Source organism: Nocardia sp. X0981 (assembly GCF_977089955.1).
In genome coordinates this window covers 593,134-607,854 of sequence record NZ_OZ372435.1, presented here as the reverse complement: position 1 = coordinate 607,854, position 14,721 = coordinate 593,134, and the positions used below count along the sequence as shown (strand labels likewise).

The following is a 14,721-nucleotide window of genomic DNA, read 5'->3' as shown; positions in this document are numbered from 1 at the left end:
CGTCCTCTCTTAACCTGCTCACGGGAGCAACATCACGAAGATCTCTACGCGCGATGACCGAGTGCGCAAGCGCCTGCGCCTGTGCAACGTTCGTGATCGGCCTGTGACATCGACCGTTCGACGGTAACGAAACGATTGCGACGCGGCAAGCGGTAGGACGTTTTCAAACGTTACTGTGACATTGATCACATTCCCGCTGTCGCGTGGCTCACCACTGGCCGGCCCGTCCGGTGAGCACGGACCCGTCGCTTCCGGATGGCTGTCGGTGATGCCGTGGCACCGCCGGGAGGGCCGGCCCGAAGCTACTCGCCGGTAGGCATGGCCTGCGGATTTGACATACCCGCCGTGGGGCTCGTGACCTGCGCCACTTAGGATGAACGTGCCCGATCGGCCGTGCCTATGAGTGGTTAGAGTCCGAGCGACCCGCTACCGACGTCGGGCCGCCAACAAAGACGTTGTCATAGCAACGCAGACGAGACGGTGAGTACATGGATCTCTTCGAATATCAGGCGAAGGAGCTCTTCGTAAAGCACGGAGTGCCTTCGTCGGAAGGCCGCGTGACCGACACTGCCGAGGATGCTCGCGCCATCGCCGCGGAAATCGGCAAGCCGGTGATGATCAAGTCCCAGGTGAAGGTCGGCGGCCGCGGCAAGGCGGGTGGCGTGAAGTACGCCGCCACCCCGGAGGACGCGCTGACCCACGCGAACAACATCCTCGGTCTCGACATCAAGGGACACATCACCAAGAAGATCCTGGTCGCCGAGGCGAAGGATATCGCCGAGGAGTACTACATCTCCTTCCTGCTCGATCGGGCCAACCGCACCTACCTGGCGATGTGCTCGGTCGAGGGCGGTATGGAGATCGAAGAGGTCGCCGCCACCAAGCCGGACCGGCTGGCCAAGGTGCCGGTCGACGCGGTCAAGGGTGTGGACCTCGCGTTCGCCCGCTCCATCGCCGAACAGGGCCACCTGCCCGCCGAGGTGCTGGACGCCGCCGCGGTGACCATCCAGAAGCTGTGGGAGGTCTTCGTCGCCGAGGACGCCACCCTGGTGGAGGTCAACCCGCTGGTCCGCACCCCGGACAACGAGATCCTCGCCCTCGACGGCAAGGTCACCCTGGACGAGAACGCCGATTTCCGGCACGCCGATCACGCGGCGTTCGCGGACAAGGACGCGACCGATCCGCTGGAGCTCAAGGCCAAGGAGAACGACCTCAACTACGTCAAGCTCGACGGTGAGGTCGGCATCATCGGCAACGGCGCCGGACTGGTCATGTCCACCCTGGACGTCGTCGCCTACGCGGGCGAGAAGCACAACGGGGTGAAGCCGGCCAACTTCCTCGATATCGGCGGCGGCGCCTCCGCCGAGGTCATGGCCAACGGTCTCGACGTCATCCTGAACGACGCTCAGGTCAAGAGCGTTTTCGTGAACGTGTTCGGTGGTATCACCGCGTGCGACGCGGTCGCAGGCGGCATCGTGAAGGCTCTGGAGATCCTGGGCGACGAAGCCAACAAGCCGCTGGTGGTCCGCCTGGACGGAAACCGGGTGGAAGAGGGCCGCAAGATCCTCGCCGAGGCCGCGCACCCGCTGGTGACGCTGGCGCAGACCATGGACGAAGGCGCCGACAAGGCCGCCGAACTCGCGGCCCGCTGAGCCCACTACCAGGGCACGCCCAGTAAAGGACAAACAGAACTATGTCAATCTTCCTCAACAAGGACTCGAAGGTCATCGTCCAGGGCATCACCGGCGGCGAGGGCACCAAGCACACCGCGCTGATGCTCAAGGCGGGTACCCAGGTCGTCGGCGGGGTGAACGCGCGTAAGGCGGGCACCACCGTCTCGCACACCGATAAAGACGGTAACGCGGTCGAGCTGCCCGTCTTCGCCACCGTGGCCGAGGCCATGGAAAAGACCGGCGCCGATGTCTCCATCGCGTTCGTCCCGCCGAAGTTCTCCAAGGACGCCATCATCGAGGCCATCGACGCGGAGATCCCGCTGCTCGTGGTCATCACCGAGGGCATCCCGGTGCAGGACACGGCCTACGCGTGGGCCTACAACGTGGAGAAGGGCTCCAAGACCCGGATCATCGGCCCCAACTGCCCCGGCATCATCACCCCCGGCGAATCGCTGGTCGGCATCACCCCGGCCAACATCACCGGCAAGGGCCCGATCGGCCTGGTGTCCAAGTCCGGCACCCTGACCTACCAGATGATGTACGAGCTGCGCGATTTCGGCTTCTCGACCTCCATCGGTATCGGTGGCGACCCGGTGATCGGCACCACCCATATCGACGCCATCGAGGCCTTCGAGAAGGATCCGGAGACGAAGCTGATCGTGATGATCGGCGAGATCGGCGGCGACGCCGAGGAGCGTGCCGCGGCCTATATCAAGGCCAACGTCACCAAGCCGGTCGTCGGTTACGTCGCCGGTTTCACCGCCCCCGAGGGCAAGACCATGGGCCACGCGGGCGCCATCGTATCCGGTTCGTCGGGCACCGCCCAGGCGAAGAAGGACGCGCTGGAGGCCGCCGGTGTGAAGGTCGGCAAGACGCCGTCGGAAACCGCGGCCCTGGCCCGCGAGATCCTGGAAAAGGCGGCTGTGAGCGCCTGATCGGGGTGCTCCGGTGAGTTTTCGGGAGGCCGTCCGCGTTTCGCGGGCGGCCTCCGTGGTATCCACCCGTGCACGAAACGGAAGTCCGTGGGCGGATGGCGTCCCTGCGACTTCCGGACCATTCACCGCTGGATCCTTCGGTGATGACCTGTGCCCGCGCGTGCAGTAGCGTCAAAGGGAATTCAGCCGTGAAGTACGTATGACTCGACCTAGGAGATGACGACATGTCATACCCGACCGGGGGCTCCGGGTACAACGCACCCGTTCCGCCCTCCGTTCCGCCCAATCCCGGCCAGCAGGCGGCCGGTGGTGGGAGTGCCGCGGGGTCCGACGGGAAAGGACTGCCGTTCTTCCTGACCATCGGTATCGCCGCGGTGGGGGTGCTCGCCTTCCTGCTCGGCTTCCTGTCCTACGTGGGCGCGGATACCGACCTGGATCTGCCCTCCTCGGCGAACACCAGCCTGAATCTCTGGGAGTACCAGGAAGCTTCGATCGGTGCCCTGCTGCTGATCGCCGGTCTGCTGGCGGGTCTGTCGCTGCTGCCGAAACAGAACTGGGTCGGTGTCTCCGCGGCGGTCGCCACGGGCACCTTCTTCACGATCCTGTTCCAGCTCTTCACCCTGCCCGACGGCGCCAAGGCCGAGATCGGGCTCTACCTGATCCTGGTGCTCTCGCTGATCCAGGCCGCTCTGGCGGTGGCCACCGTGCTGTTCGAGACGGGAATCCTGACCCCGCCGGCCGCGCGTCCCGCCGCGCCCAGCGGTTACCAGGGCGGTCAGCAGGGCTACGGCCAGCAGCAGTACCAGGGTCAGCAGGGCTACGGTCAGCAGCCCGGTTACGGCCAGCAGTACAGCAGCGGCCAGCAGCAGCAGCCCTCCTACGGCCAGCAGCAGGGTCAGCAGGGCTACGGTCAGCAGCCCGGTTACGGCCAGCAGCCGCCGCAGCAGCAGGGCTACGGGCAACAGCCGCAGCAGCAGTCGCCGTACGCCGGCGGCCAGCCGCAGCAGGCACCCTACGGTCAGCAGCCGCAACCCGGTTACGGGCAGCCGCAGCAGCCCGGTGCCCAGCAGGCCCAGCCCTTCGGCAGTGAACAGCCGGCCGATCCGGCCGCCGACGCCACCCGCGCGTTCCGGCAGTCCGACGACCAGAAGTGATCTCCGGCGGCCCCCGGCGCGGCGCGCCTGAAGCGTCCGCGCCGGGTCGGCTGCCACTCTGAAATCCATGAGTGCCCCGCGTACCTCGTCGAGCCACCCGTTCCGGGGTGAGCCGGGCTCGCTCGCGTTGCCGCCCGATCGCGCTCGGGTGCTGCTCTTCGTCGCCTTCCGTCCCGCCGCCTATCTCTCGGCCGTCATCGTTGTCGTGATGCTGGCGACTCTGCTCACCGCGAGCAGCGACCTCACCGGTCTGAGCGGTGCGGTGGCCGCCGGTTGGCTCGCGGTCCATCAGGTGCCGTTGCTCATCGGCAGTACCACGCTGGGCCTGCTGCCCGTGCTGCCCACCGCGCTGCTGCTCGCGGCGGCGGCCCGGGAGGCGGCCACCGCAACCGGAACCGAACCCACCCGCGCCGAACTCGGCTGGCTGGGCGGTGCCGCGGTGGGTGGGCCGCTGCTGATCACCGCGGTATGCCTCGCGGTGACCGAGGACGCCTCGGGATCCATTGCCCTGCAACGGCCCGATCCACTGGCGGCCTTCCTCTGGGTACTGGTACTGCATCTGCTCGCCGCCGCCGCCGGGGTCGGCTATCGCTGCCGCGAACGGGTCTTCGACAGCCTGCCCTACGATTCGATCGCCGCCGCGTACGTGGCGGGTAGGGCGGTGCTGCGGCTCCTCGCCGCCGCCGCGATCGTGCTCGTACTGGCCCTGCTGGTGCACTGGTCACGAGTGGGCGAGACATACCGGCATACGGAAGGTCTCGTCGATGTGCTGGGTCTCACGCTGCTCTCCCTGATGTACCTGCCCAACGCGGTGCTCGCGACGGTGGGGGTGCTCATGGGTCCGGGCGTCGAATTCGGTGACGCGTCGGTGGGGGTGTTCACCGTGGTCGGCGGTCCCGTGCCGGCCGTGCCGATCGTCGCGGCCGTCCCGGCCGGGCCCGCGGTGCTCTGGTGGGCGGTACTGCTACTGGTCCCGGCCGCGGTGGGTGTCTACGCCGGGGTGGAATCGGCCCGGGTGAGCTACGACCGGCCCGGCGCGCCGTGGGCGCTGTTCGCCGCGGCCGGCCTGGGCAGTTTCGCCCTCACCGTGCTGGCCGCGCTGTGCGGCGGCGAACTCGGCAACTTCGGGCGGTTGGGGGTCGAACTGCCGATCTTCGCCCTGGCGGTTTTCGCCTGGCTGGCCGTTCCCGGATACGCGGGCCTGTTGTTCGCGCGAACGTTCGTGGTGTCCTTCCCGACTCCGCTGCTCCGCCATCCCGATGCCCTGTTCGATCCCTACGACGACTACGAGGACGACGAATTCGCCGCCGGCCCGGTGCGGATCCCCGCGCTGCCGTCCGGCCGGCTGCCCGAACTCCCGGCGGACGAGTCCGGTAGCCGGACCGGAACGCCGAATCCACCCGGTGGGGAGCGGGTCGGGCCGGAAGCGCCCCTGGACGTCGAGCTCGTCGAGGACCGTCCGGCCGCGCCCGGACCGCGGGTGCCGGCCGGTTCCGAGGGCACCGAGATCGTGGATGTCGAGGTGGTCGATCCCGATACGGTCGACGGAGATTCCGGACGGTAGGCGCGCGCCGTTCCCGCAGCGGTGGGGAGCCGACCGCCGCCGGATCCGCCGCCGACCGCGTCTACTAGGCTCTATTCGTACCGCGGGCTCGTTCCCGCCCGGGCGCAGCCGCCCATCATCCCTTCGAACCTCAGGAGTTGAGCCCTGACCGCCCCGGAAACCACCGATTCCACCCCGGCCGGCCTGGTCGTACTCGCCTCGGGGACCGGCTCGCTGTTGCGCGCCCTGATCGAAGCCGCGGCGGATCCCGGATATCCGGCGCGGATCCGCGCTGTCGGGGTGGACCGGGAATGCGCCGCCACCGGACACGCCGCGGCCGCCGGTGTTCCCGCGTTCCGGGTGGCGGTGGGGGACTACGCCGACCGTGGCGCCTGGGATACGGCGCTCACCGAGGCGGTGGCCGGATATTCCCCCGATCTGGTGGTCTGTGCCGGGTTCATGAAACTGCTCGGTCCGGTGTTCCTGGAGCGTTTCGGCGGCCGGATCATCAACACCCACCCCGCCCTGCTGCCCGCGTTCCCCGGAGCGCACGGAGTACGCGATGCGCTGGCCTACGGGGTGCGGGTCACCGGGACCACCGTGCATCTGGTGGATGCCGGGGTGGACACCGGCCCGATTCTGGCCCAGGAACCCGTCCGGGTCGAACCCGGCGACGACGAGGCCGGTCTGCACGAACGCATCAAAATCGTGGAGCGACGGTTACTGGTGGAGGTTGTCGCCGCCGTCGCCGCCCGAGGAATTGTCTCCGATGGACGAAAGGCAGTTATCCCAGATGAGCGAGTTCTCCGGTGAGTGAGCGCACGCCGATCCGCCGGGCGCTGGTGAGCGTCTACGACAAAACCGGGCTCGTGGAGCTGGCGACCGCCCTGCACGCCGCGGGCGTGGAGCTGGTGTCCACCGGTTCGACGGCCGCGCGAATCGCGGACGCCGGTATTCCCGTGACCAAGGTCGAGGATCTGACCGGGTTCCCCGAAACCCTGGACGGCCGGGTGAAAACCCTGCATCCGCGGGTGCACGCGGGCATTCTCGCCGACACTCGTAAACCCGAACACCTCGCCGCGCTCGCCGAACTCGGTGTCGAGGCGTTCCAGCTGGTGGTGGTGAATCTCTACCCGTTCAGCGAGACCGTCGCGAGCGGCGCCACCCCGGACGAATGTGTGGAGCAGATCGATATCGGCGGGCCGTCGATGGTGCGGGCCGCGGCGAAGAACCATCCGTCGGTGGCGGTCGTGGTGAACACCGGCGACTACGATCGGGTCCGCGCGGCCGTGGCCGAGGGCGGTTTCACGCTGGCGGAGCGGATCGCCCTGGCCGGTAAGGCGTTCCAGCACACCGCCGCCTACGACGTGGCCGTGGCCACCTGGATGTCGGAGACCCTGGTCGACAAGTCCTCCGACGACGCGGAATTCCCGTCCTGGATCGGCGCGAGCTGGGAGCGGGCGGCTGTGCTGCGCTACGGCGAGAACCCGCACCAGCGGGCCGCCCTCTACACCGACGGTTCCGGCGGCCGCGGGCTCGCCCGAGCCGAACAGTTGCACGGCAAGGAGATGTCGTACAACAACTACACCGACGCCGACGCCGCGCTGCGTGCCGCCTACGACCACCGTGGCCCGGCGGTGGCGATCATCAAGCACGCCAATCCCTGCGGTATCGCCACCGGTGCCGATATCGCCGAAGCCCACCGCAAGGCGCACGCCTGCGATCCGGTGAGCGCCTACGGCGGGGTCATCGCGGCCAACCGCGAGGTCTCGGTGGCGATGGCCCAGCAGGTGGCGGAGATCTTCACCGAGGTGATCGTGGCGCCGTCCTATGCCGATGGCGCCGTCGAGGTGCTGCAGCGGAAGAAGAATGTGCGGATCTTGATCGCCGAACCCCCCGCGCCGGGCGGCGCGGAGCTGCGGCCGGTGAGTGGTGGCCTGCTGGTGCAGCAGCGCGATGTACTCGATGCCGACGGTGACGATCCGGCCAACTGGACCCTCGCCACCGGCGAGCCCGCGGATGCCGAAACCCTCGCGGATCTCGAATTCGCCTGGCGCGCCTGCCGGGCCGTGAAGTCGAACGCCATTCTGCTCGCCCACGACGGTGCCTCGGTGGGGGTCGGGATGGGCCAGGTCAACCGCGTCGATTCGGTGCGGCTCGCCGTCGCGCGCGCCGGCGACCGGGCCAAGGGCTCGGTGGCGGCCTCGGATGCCTACTTCCCCTTCCCCGATGGGCCGCAGCTGCTGCTGCAGGCGGGTATCCGCGCCATCGTCCAGCCCGGTGGGTCGGTCCGGGATCAGGACTCGATCGACGCGGCGCGCGAGGCCGGGGTCACGATGTACTTCACCGGAGCCCGGCACTTCGCCCACTGAGCAGGTGGCGTCCCGGTGGTGTCCGCTGCGAGCGGACACCACCGGCGATCAGCCGTCGCTTCGACGGTGGCGCACGATCAGCAGTGGAGGGGTTCGCACGGGGCGATGGGACGGACCGGGCTATCCGCCGATCCACGGGAGATCGGGCCGGTGAGCGCGGAATCACCGGGCTCGTGGCCGATCGTGGACCGCGTGTTACCGGGACCCCGCACCAGCTTCGGCGCCGTGGTGAGCGGCTCGAGCGGGAGTCCGATTCCGGCCGATGCCGTGGCGGCCCCGGCCACCGAGCCGAGCGCTACGCCATGAGGGCGCTGGAGACGAGCGCACATCGTATGTTCGCTGTTTCTTTGTGGTCGAGCATCGCGGTGATCGGGATGCTTCGTCCATGCCGCGACGCCAGGGAGATCGCTGGGGCCGGAACAGTCGGGAATCATTGTGCCCCTGAAGTTCAGGTCTTCCCTCCGCGACGGGTATGCCGTCGGTAGCGCGGCTCACAGGGTGCGCGGCAACAGGCACAGGGTGATCGGCCGGCACGGGGCGCCGGCGCCGGAAAGGGTGCTGTAGAGCGGGATGATCGGCGAGCTCGAGCCGGAATCGACCGGGCCGGTGAGTGCGGATCCGCTGGATCCCTGGCCGTACGCCGAGCCCGTGGTGTCACCGGACGAGAGCACCGGCCGCGGGACGGAGTCACCGGTGAGCGGTTCGAGGGGAAGGCCGGTTCCGGGGGCGGCCGTGCCGATGCCGGTCACCGGTCCGAAGAGTATTGCCGCCGCGATGGCGCCGGAGACGAGTATTCGCTGCATATCGATTGTTCCTTTGGTTCGGTCGCCGAGGCGACCACGGGTCGTACCGCAGAACCTTAGGAACAGTGGCAGGGAGAAGGTAGCCCGGAAAAGTGGTGGCTCCGCGCGCCCGGTTCAGACGGCGCTGAGCACCTGCCGGTCGCCGAGGGGAGCCTCCAGCGTGACCTCCAGCGTGCCGAAGACCGCCACCATCACACACATCTTGTCGGTGGCATCGGCGCGCGTACCGCTGCGCAGTTCTATCGTGACGGTGCTGTCCGTTTCGGTGACGGTGGTGTCCACCCCATAGCATTCGGGGACGCCGGATTCGAAGTGGATCGCGATCCTGTTCTCGCCCGCTCTGGTCCAGGAGGTGAACGGGATCGGGTGTGCGCCGACGAGCGTGGGATCCGGCGTGAAGATCTGTCCCGGATCGGCCGTGGGGTCTTCGGTCGGGGTGCGGGGCGCCGGGGTGGTGGGCGCGGCCGAGGTGGGGGACGGGACCGGTTCCGGATCGTTACCGCCGTTATTTCCGCAGGCCGTGACGGCGAAGACCGCGCAGAAGGCGAGAAACGCCAGGGATACCCGGGAGGTGGTCATGGGCACCACTGTAATGGCGGGCCGTGGTGAGGGCCTGTGGTGGGAAGCCGCCCGGAACGAGCGAACGCCCGGGATCGTATAGGCGGTCCCGGGCGTTCGCGGTTCGCGGAATCAGCGGCTGGTGAAGGGCAGCAGCGCCATCTCGCGCGCGTTCTTCACCGCGACGGCGACCTGCCGCTGCTGCTGCGGGGTCAGCCCGGTGACCCGGCGGCTGCGGATCTTGCCGCGGTCGGAGATGAAGGTGCGCAGCAGGTTCACGTCCTTGTAGTCGACTGTCTCGATACCCGCGGCGATCAGCGGGTTCTTCTTCGGCCGGCGGGCCTGCTCCGCGCGGACCTTCTTCGACGGGCCTCGTTTGACTGCCATATGACCGGTTCCTAACTCACGGTGGGATTACCAGCTCGATTTGTGCACACCGGGTAGCTCTCCGCGATGTGCCATCTCCCGCACACGCACACGCGAGAGGCCGAACTTCCGGAGATAACCGCGCGGTCGCCCGTCGGCGGTGTCCCGATTGCGCAATCGTACCGGACTGGCGTCGCGGGGCAGGCGGCGCAGGGCGGCCTGCGCCGCCAGGCGCTCGTCCGCCGGGGTGCTCGGCTTGCGGATGAGTTCTTTGAGTTCGGCCCGCCGCTCGGCGTAGCGTGCCACGATCCGCCGGCGTTGCTCGTCCCGGGCGATCTTCGATTTCTTGGCCATCAGCGTTCCTCGCGGAAGTCGACGTGCCGGCGTACGACCGGGTCGTATTTCTTCAGGACCATCCGGTCCGGGTCGTTGCGCCGGTTCTTGCGGGTGACGTAGGTGTAGCCGGTCCCCGCGGTGGAGCGGAGTTTGATCACCGGGCGGATATCGGTGGCTTTCGATGCCATGCTGCCTCGCTCAGATTCGTTCGCCGCGGGCGCGGATCCGGGCCACCACGGCCTCGATCCCGTCGCGATCGATGGTTTTGATGCCCTTGGCCGAAACGTTCAGGGTGATCCGGCGGCCCTCGCTGGGCAGGTAGTAGGTCTTGCGCTGGATGTTCGGGTCCCAGCGCCGGCTGGTCCGCTTGTGCGAGTGCGAGACGGATTTGCCGAATCCGGGTCTGCGACCGGTGACCTGACAGTGCGCCGACATGCGGCTCCCTTCGTCTGCGAACGGTGAGACCGGTTGCCGACGATGATGACAATCGTTTTCGACAACGGTGGCTTCGGACTGTACCGTGTGCCGCGTAGCAATTGAAAATCATTACCGAAAGGGTGATGGTGTCCTATCCCGCACAGTTACCGGAATCCGCCGGTCCCCGTGACCGCCGCACGCCTGTCGTGGTGGTCGCGGGTCTGCACGGCGCTCTCGCCGCCGCCGATCTCGTGGCCGGGGCCCTCGGTGCGGCCACGGGCACCGCGGTGGTACGCCACGATCTGGCCGAGCTCCGGGAAGGAATCGTGCGCCGGACGGTGGCTCTCGACGGCACCACATCGGTATCGGTGCACGAACTCGCGCACGGCTGTGTGTCGTGCACGCTGAAAGCCGATCTGCTGCCCCTGCTGTGCACTCTCGCCGCGCGGGACTCGGTACGCCGTATCGTGCTCGCCCTGGACCCCGCGATCGAGGCGGAATCGGTCTGCCGGGGTATCGAGGAGATCGTGGTCGCCGGTGTCGTCGGACGAGTGGACGGCCCGGCGGCCGCTGATGTGCGGGTGGCGGCCGTGCTCGCCGCCCTCGACGCGCGAACCTGGTTCGCCGCGGCGACCGGCGAGGAAACACTGGCCGAACTCGGCCGGGCATGGGCCGACGACGATCGGACCGTGGCTCAGCTCGCGGTGGGCCAGGTCGATTTCGCGGACGCTCTGGTGGTGACGGAGTGCGCGGGGGCGGACGCCCTGGAGCGCTCCCGGCTCGGCGCGGTGTTCTCCCGGCTGATCCCGGCGGCCCCGGTCCTGTGGGCGGATTCGGGCGCGGAGGTGACGACGAGCGCGCTGGACGAACTGCTGAGCCGGATTCCCGCCGGTTCCCGGCGTGGGCGGGTATTCGACGCCCACGCACCGCTGCTGCGGGATCAGCCACCCCTGGGCCCGGACAACGGCGTGGAACTCATGGAATTCGCGGCGCGCCGGCCCTTCCACCCGGACCGGCTGCACGAGGCGCTGGACGTATTGCTCGACGGGGTGGTCACCGCCCGTGGCCGGGTGTGGCTGGCCACGCAGCCCGACGAGGTCGTCTGGCTGGAATCGGCCGGCGGCGGGCTGCGGGTCGGGGGCGCGGGCCGCTGGCTGGCCGCCATGTCGGCGGAAGAACTCGCGGAGGTCGAGCCGGAACGGCTGGCGATGGCCGGACTGCGTTGGGACCAACGGTTCGGGGACCGCGATATCTCGCTCGTCGTCCTGATCCACGGCGCCGATCCGGACGAGATCCGCACAGCATTGCACTGGGCCCTGGTCGACGATACGGAGCTGCGGCTGGTCGAGCGGTCGCCGCATCAGGTGGCGCAGTGGCCCGACCCCTTCGGTGAATGGCATGCCGACCCCTGCGACCCGGAGGAACCGCATCCCGCCGCCACCGGCGACGGACGCGGCGGTGATACGGGCGATCACGCCCGGAAGGAGAAATGATGAAAGCAGGTATCCATCCCGACTATCACCCGGTGATTTTCGAGGACGCCGGTACCGGTACCCGATTCCGCACCCGTTCCACGGCCACCAGTGAGCGGACGATCACCTGGTCGGACGGAGAAACCTACCCGCTGATCGTGGTGGATGTGACCGCCGATTCGCATCCCTTCTGGACGGGGGCGAACCGCCTGCTCGACACCCAGGGCCGGGTGGAGAAATTCGAACGCAGATACGGCAAGCGCGCCGCGCGGGCCTGGAAGGAGAACTGAGATGGCAGTCCCCAAGCGGAGGTTGTCGCGGTCCAACACCCGTAGCCGTCGGGCGAATTGGAAGGCGAGTCCACCCGATCTGGTGCCGGTCACGGTGGACGGTGTGGTGCACCGGGTGCCGCGCCGGTTGGCCGAGGCGGCGCGGCGCGGGTTGCTCGAGCTGAAACGCCGATAGCGGTGTCGAGCCCCCTGGATACGAAACAGCCGGGGTGGCAGCCGTATCCAGCGGTGCGGTTTCGGTCCGGGAAGCGGTACCGGCAACCGGTTCGCAATCCGCACCCTCCTTCTCACCTGCTCGACCGGCTAGCTGCTCGGTTGCGGGGGAAGGTCGCCGGAACGCGGCAATTCTCGACACGCGAAGGGCGATCGGTGGAAAAACGTGTCGTAGTGCTGATTTATCGGCCTGGACCGGTTATCCTCGTGCGTGAGGGCGGGTCTCCCAGAAATGGGAGACCCGCTCATCGCCAATTCTGGGGGCTTTCATCCGGTTCGAGCGGCCGCTGCGGTTCACATTCCGCCGCGAGCGCCCGGGCGAGCTCGTCGACCTGGCGGATCAGGGCCAAGGTGAGAGCGGCCGGAAGCAACAGCAGCGATACCGGCCAGGGCAACTCGACCCGGGCCGGGGTATCGACCCGGTCGGCCAGGTCGGCCACCGTGGCCTCCATCTCGCTGATCTCGACCCGGAGTTCGGCCACCTCGGTGCGCAGACCGCGTACCTGCGTCCCCAGATCGCGCAGCAGGGTTTCCTGTTCCGGCACGAATTCCGTTTCCATACGCATCAGTGCGCCGGTTCGGGAAGGGGCCGGGCGCGCTGGGCCAGCGCCGCCGCGGCATTGGGCCGGAGCTCCCGCCGCTCGGAGTCGCCGGTACCGCCGGGGCCGGGATCACCCGTCGTACCCCTGCCCTCGGGGCCGGCCTTCTTCGCGGGCACGATCCGCTCCTCGGACCGGTCGGGCGCCACCAGGACCGCCGTGATCGGTACCGCCAGCGAGAGCAGGCCGATGACGAACATCGGGAACGCGTAACCGAACAACTCCATGCCCTGGGCCGGCTCGGCCGTGGAATCCAGCCGGATCTCCAAGCCGGCGATCCCGGTGTAGTAGAGAGCGGCCACACCCGCCGCGAACAGCGCGATCGACCCCACCCGGGCGGCGGGGAAACGGAACCGCTGGAACAGCCACAGGCACAGCGAGGAAGCACCCACCGCGAACACGACCGCGACCAGGAAGAGCCAGAAGGTGACCGATACCGACCCCTGGACATCGATCGAGGTCAGCTGCAGCCACAGCATGATGGCGAAACCGACCCCGAGCGCACCCGCGGCAGCGGCCATACGCCGCACCTGGAACTCGCGACCCGCGATCATCAGGCCGAAGAAAACAGCCCCTATCGCGAACATCAGCGATCCGGTGAGTCCGGAGATGTCGTAGCGCAGAACCGCACCGGGAATGGAGATGCCGAGCAAAGAGACCGTACCGGCCAGCCATACCCCGACCCCGCCGATCGCCACCGCCGCGGCGGCGATCCAGACCGGCCGGAACCGGACCGACCGGCGGCCGTTGACCGCGCACGCCAGGCCGACGAACATACCGACGGCCGATATCGTGGCGGTGAGCAGGGTGAGCCAGTAACCCATGGTGAACAGTTCGATGCTCGCGACCGTTTCCGCGGCCCGCAGCTCAACCATGCCGGGCGGCTCCTTCGTACTCCTGGGCCTTCAAGCGGTTGATCGCGTATTCGGTGACGGCGGCCAGTGCCTGCCGGACCTCTTTGGCGTCACGGGCGTCGATATCGACGATGGGCACCCCCTCCCGCACGGACAGGGCCTCCCGGAGTTCGGCCATGGCGAAACGGGGTGCGTTCGGGAACCGGTTGACCGCGATCAGGAACGGCAGCTTGCGGGCCTCGAAGAAGTCCACCGCCGCGAAGCTGTCCTCGAGCCGGCGGGTGTCCACGAGCACCACCGCGCCGATGGCGCCGCGGATCAAGTCGTCCCACATGAACCAGAAGCGGCGCTGGCCCGGGGTGCCGAACAGGTAGAGGGTCAGGTTGCCGGGCAAGATGATGCGCCCGAAATCCATTGCGACCGTGGTGGTCTGCTTGTCCGGCGTATCGTCGAGATTATCGATGCCGTCGGAGAAGCTGGTGACCATGGCTTCGGTGCGCAACGGCACGATCTCCGATACCGCGCCCACGAAAGTGGTTTTGCCCGCACCGAATCCGCCGGCGACCACGATCTTGGTCGAGGCGACGCGGGTCTCGGTATCCGCCGCGGCACCACCCTGTGTCTTGCTAAAGGGCTCGGAGTCCACGCAATGTCCTCTCCATCAGCGACCGGCGCTCGTCATAGCTCGCCTGCTCGGTCAAAGTCGAATGCACTCGCAGGTTGCCGTCCACGACGAGATCACCGATGACGACGCGGACCATTCCGAGCGGGCGATCGAGATGCGCGGCGATTTCGGCAACCGACAACTGGTGTGTTCCGAGACGAAGGATCTCGGCCCGAATGTCGCCGGACGGCCACTCGAATTGTCCATGATAGGAGATGGTTTCGATAACTGCCTCCATCGGCAGCTCGACCGCGGGCTGGGTACGTCCGGCCGTGATGGCGTACGGGCGCACCCGCCCGGCCCGGCGTGAGCTGTTCTGCTGTGGTCGGCCGCCGAACCGATAGGCACCGGTGTTGTACTGGGAAGAGCTGGGATCCGGGCGCTGTGCGCCCGGACCGAAATTGTGCGCCCCCGGACCGTAATCGGGCCCATCGGTATGGAAACCGGGCATACCTTGGCCGAATTGAGACAT

At 68.2% G+C, this 14,721-nt stretch carries 19 protein-coding genes; 9 read left to right on the top strand and 10 right to left on the bottom strand.

Annotated features, from left to right (window positions below; all coding sequences use genetic code 11):
- Window positions 1-488 precede the first annotated feature (488 nt).
- The 6 genes from sucC (at window position 489) to purH (ending at window position 7,677) form a co-directional block, all read left to right on the top strand.
- Window positions 489-1,652: an ADP-forming succinate--CoA ligase subunit beta gene (gene sucC, locus ACYR7D_RS02800; RefSeq protein WP_459548064.1), complete on the top strand. Its 1,164-nt coding sequence runs from the start codon at window positions 489-491 to the stop codon at window positions 1,650-1,652.
- 41 nt (window positions 1,653-1,693) lie between these two features.
- The gene (gene sucD, locus ACYR7D_RS02795) at window positions 1,694-2,608 is read left to right on the top strand and encodes a succinate--CoA ligase subunit alpha (protein WP_459548063.1); all 915 of its coding nucleotides are present in this window, start codon (window positions 1,694-1,696) and stop codon (window positions 2,606-2,608) included.
- Window positions 2,609-2,832: 224 nt separating this feature from the next.
- Window positions 2,833-3,762, top strand: a complete 930-nt coding sequence (locus ACYR7D_RS02790) for a DUF5336 domain-containing protein (protein ID WP_459548062.1) — start codon at window positions 2,833-2,835, stop codon at window positions 3,760-3,762.
- 67 nt (window positions 3,763-3,829) lie between these two features.
- A complete protein-coding gene (locus tag ACYR7D_RS02785; protein WP_459548061.1) occupies window positions 3,830-5,326 on the top strand; it encodes a cell division protein PerM in 1,497 nt (498 codons plus the stop codon).
- A 144-nt stretch (window positions 5,327-5,470) separates the two neighbouring features.
- Complete coding sequence (gene purN / locus ACYR7D_RS02780; RefSeq protein WP_459549989.1) at window positions 5,471-6,118, top strand: phosphoribosylglycinamide formyltransferase; 648 nt, start codon at window positions 5,471-5,473, stop codon at window positions 6,116-6,118.
- A complete protein-coding gene (gene purH, locus ACYR7D_RS02775; RefSeq protein ID WP_459548060.1) occupies window positions 6,115-7,677 on the top strand; it encodes a bifunctional phosphoribosylaminoimidazolecarboxamide formyltransferase/IMP cyclohydrolase in 1,563 nt (520 codons plus the stop codon). Before purN ends, purH begins: the two co-directional genes overlap by 4 nt.
- A gap of 491 nt (window positions 7,678-8,168) precedes the next feature.
- Here the strand turns inward: purH and ACYR7D_RS02770 are convergent, their stop codons facing one another.
- The 6 genes from ACYR7D_RS02770 to rpmB form a co-directional block, all read right to left on the bottom strand.
- Window positions 8,169-8,480, bottom strand: a complete 312-nt coding sequence (locus ACYR7D_RS02770; protein ID WP_459548059.1) for a hypothetical protein — start codon at window positions 8,478-8,480, stop codon at window positions 8,169-8,171.
- Between the two features lie 114 nt (window positions 8,481-8,594).
- Window positions 8,595-9,059, bottom strand: coding sequence for a hypothetical protein (locus ACYR7D_RS02765; protein WP_459548058.1), 465 nt, complete (start codon window positions 9,057-9,059; stop codon window positions 8,595-8,597).
- 111 nt (window positions 9,060-9,170) lie between these two features.
- The gene (gene rpsR / locus ACYR7D_RS02760; RefSeq protein WP_030522354.1) at window positions 9,171-9,425 is read right to left on the bottom strand and encodes a 30S ribosomal protein S18; all 255 of its coding nucleotides are present in this window, start codon (window positions 9,423-9,425) and stop codon (window positions 9,171-9,173) included.
- Window positions 9,426-9,452: 27 nt separating this feature from the next.
- Window positions 9,453-9,758 carry a 30S ribosomal protein S14 gene (gene rpsN, locus ACYR7D_RS02755; protein ID WP_459548057.1) on the bottom strand — a complete coding sequence of 102 codons (306 nt, stop codon included), beginning with the start codon at window positions 9,756-9,758 and terminating at the stop codon, window positions 9,453-9,455.
- Window positions 9,758-9,928, bottom strand: coding sequence for a 50S ribosomal protein L33 (rpmG, locus tag ACYR7D_RS02750; protein ID WP_459548056.1), 171 nt, complete (start codon window positions 9,926-9,928; stop codon window positions 9,758-9,760). Before rpmG ends, rpsN begins: the two co-directional genes overlap by 1 nt.
- A 10-nt stretch (window positions 9,929-9,938) precedes the next feature.
- Window positions 9,939-10,175: a 50S ribosomal protein L28 gene (rpmB, locus tag ACYR7D_RS02745; RefSeq protein ID WP_459548055.1), complete on the bottom strand. Its 237-nt coding sequence runs from the start codon at window positions 10,173-10,175 to the stop codon at window positions 9,939-9,941.
- A gap of 125 nt (window positions 10,176-10,300) precedes the next feature.
- On the opposite strand from rpmB, the gene mrf reads away from it, so the two are divergent.
- The 3 genes from mrf to rpmF are packed head-to-tail and all read left to right on the top strand — an operon-like array spanning window position 10,301 to window position 12,094.
- Complete coding sequence (gene mrf, locus ACYR7D_RS02740; protein WP_459548054.1) at window positions 10,301-11,650, top strand: ribosome hibernation factor-recruiting GTPase MRF; 1,350 nt, start codon at window positions 10,301-10,303, stop codon at window positions 11,648-11,650.
- Entirely contained in the window at window positions 11,650-11,919 is a 270-nt protein-coding gene (locus ACYR7D_RS02735) for a type B 50S ribosomal protein L31 (protein WP_459549988.1), read from the top strand. The genes mrf and ACYR7D_RS02735 overlap by 1 nt, the downstream gene beginning before the upstream one ends.
- Before the next feature lies 1 nt (window position 11,920).
- Window positions 11,921-12,094 (top strand): 50S ribosomal protein L32, encoded by a 174-nt coding sequence (gene rpmF / locus ACYR7D_RS02730; RefSeq protein WP_459548053.1) that lies wholly within the window; start codon window positions 11,921-11,923, stop codon window positions 12,092-12,094.
- Window positions 12,095-12,377: 283 nt separating this feature from the next.
- Here the strand turns inward: rpmF and ACYR7D_RS02725 are convergent, their stop codons facing one another.
- The 4 genes from ACYR7D_RS02725 to ACYR7D_RS02710 are packed head-to-tail and all read right to left on the bottom strand — an operon-like array spanning window position 12,378 to window position 14,541.
- Window positions 12,378-12,698: a hypothetical protein gene (locus ACYR7D_RS02725; protein ID WP_459548052.1), complete on the bottom strand. Its 321-nt coding sequence runs from the start codon at window positions 12,696-12,698 to the stop codon at window positions 12,378-12,380.
- Window positions 12,698-13,606, bottom strand: a complete 909-nt coding sequence (locus ACYR7D_RS02720; RefSeq protein ID WP_459548051.1) for an MHYT domain-containing protein — start codon at window positions 13,604-13,606, stop codon at window positions 12,698-12,700. Before ACYR7D_RS02720 ends, ACYR7D_RS02725 begins: the two co-directional genes overlap by 1 nt.
- Window positions 13,599-14,231 (bottom strand): GTP-binding protein, encoded by a 633-nt coding sequence (locus ACYR7D_RS02715; RefSeq protein ID WP_459548050.1) that lies wholly within the window; start codon window positions 14,229-14,231, stop codon window positions 13,599-13,601. The genes ACYR7D_RS02720 and ACYR7D_RS02715 overlap by 8 nt, the downstream gene beginning before the upstream one ends.
- Window positions 14,212-14,541, bottom strand: a complete 330-nt coding sequence (locus tag ACYR7D_RS02710; protein WP_459549987.1) for a DUF742 domain-containing protein — start codon at window positions 14,539-14,541, stop codon at window positions 14,212-14,214. The genes ACYR7D_RS02715 and ACYR7D_RS02710 overlap by 20 nt, the downstream gene beginning before the upstream one ends.
- Between the last annotated feature and the right edge of the window lie 180 nt (window positions 14,542-14,721).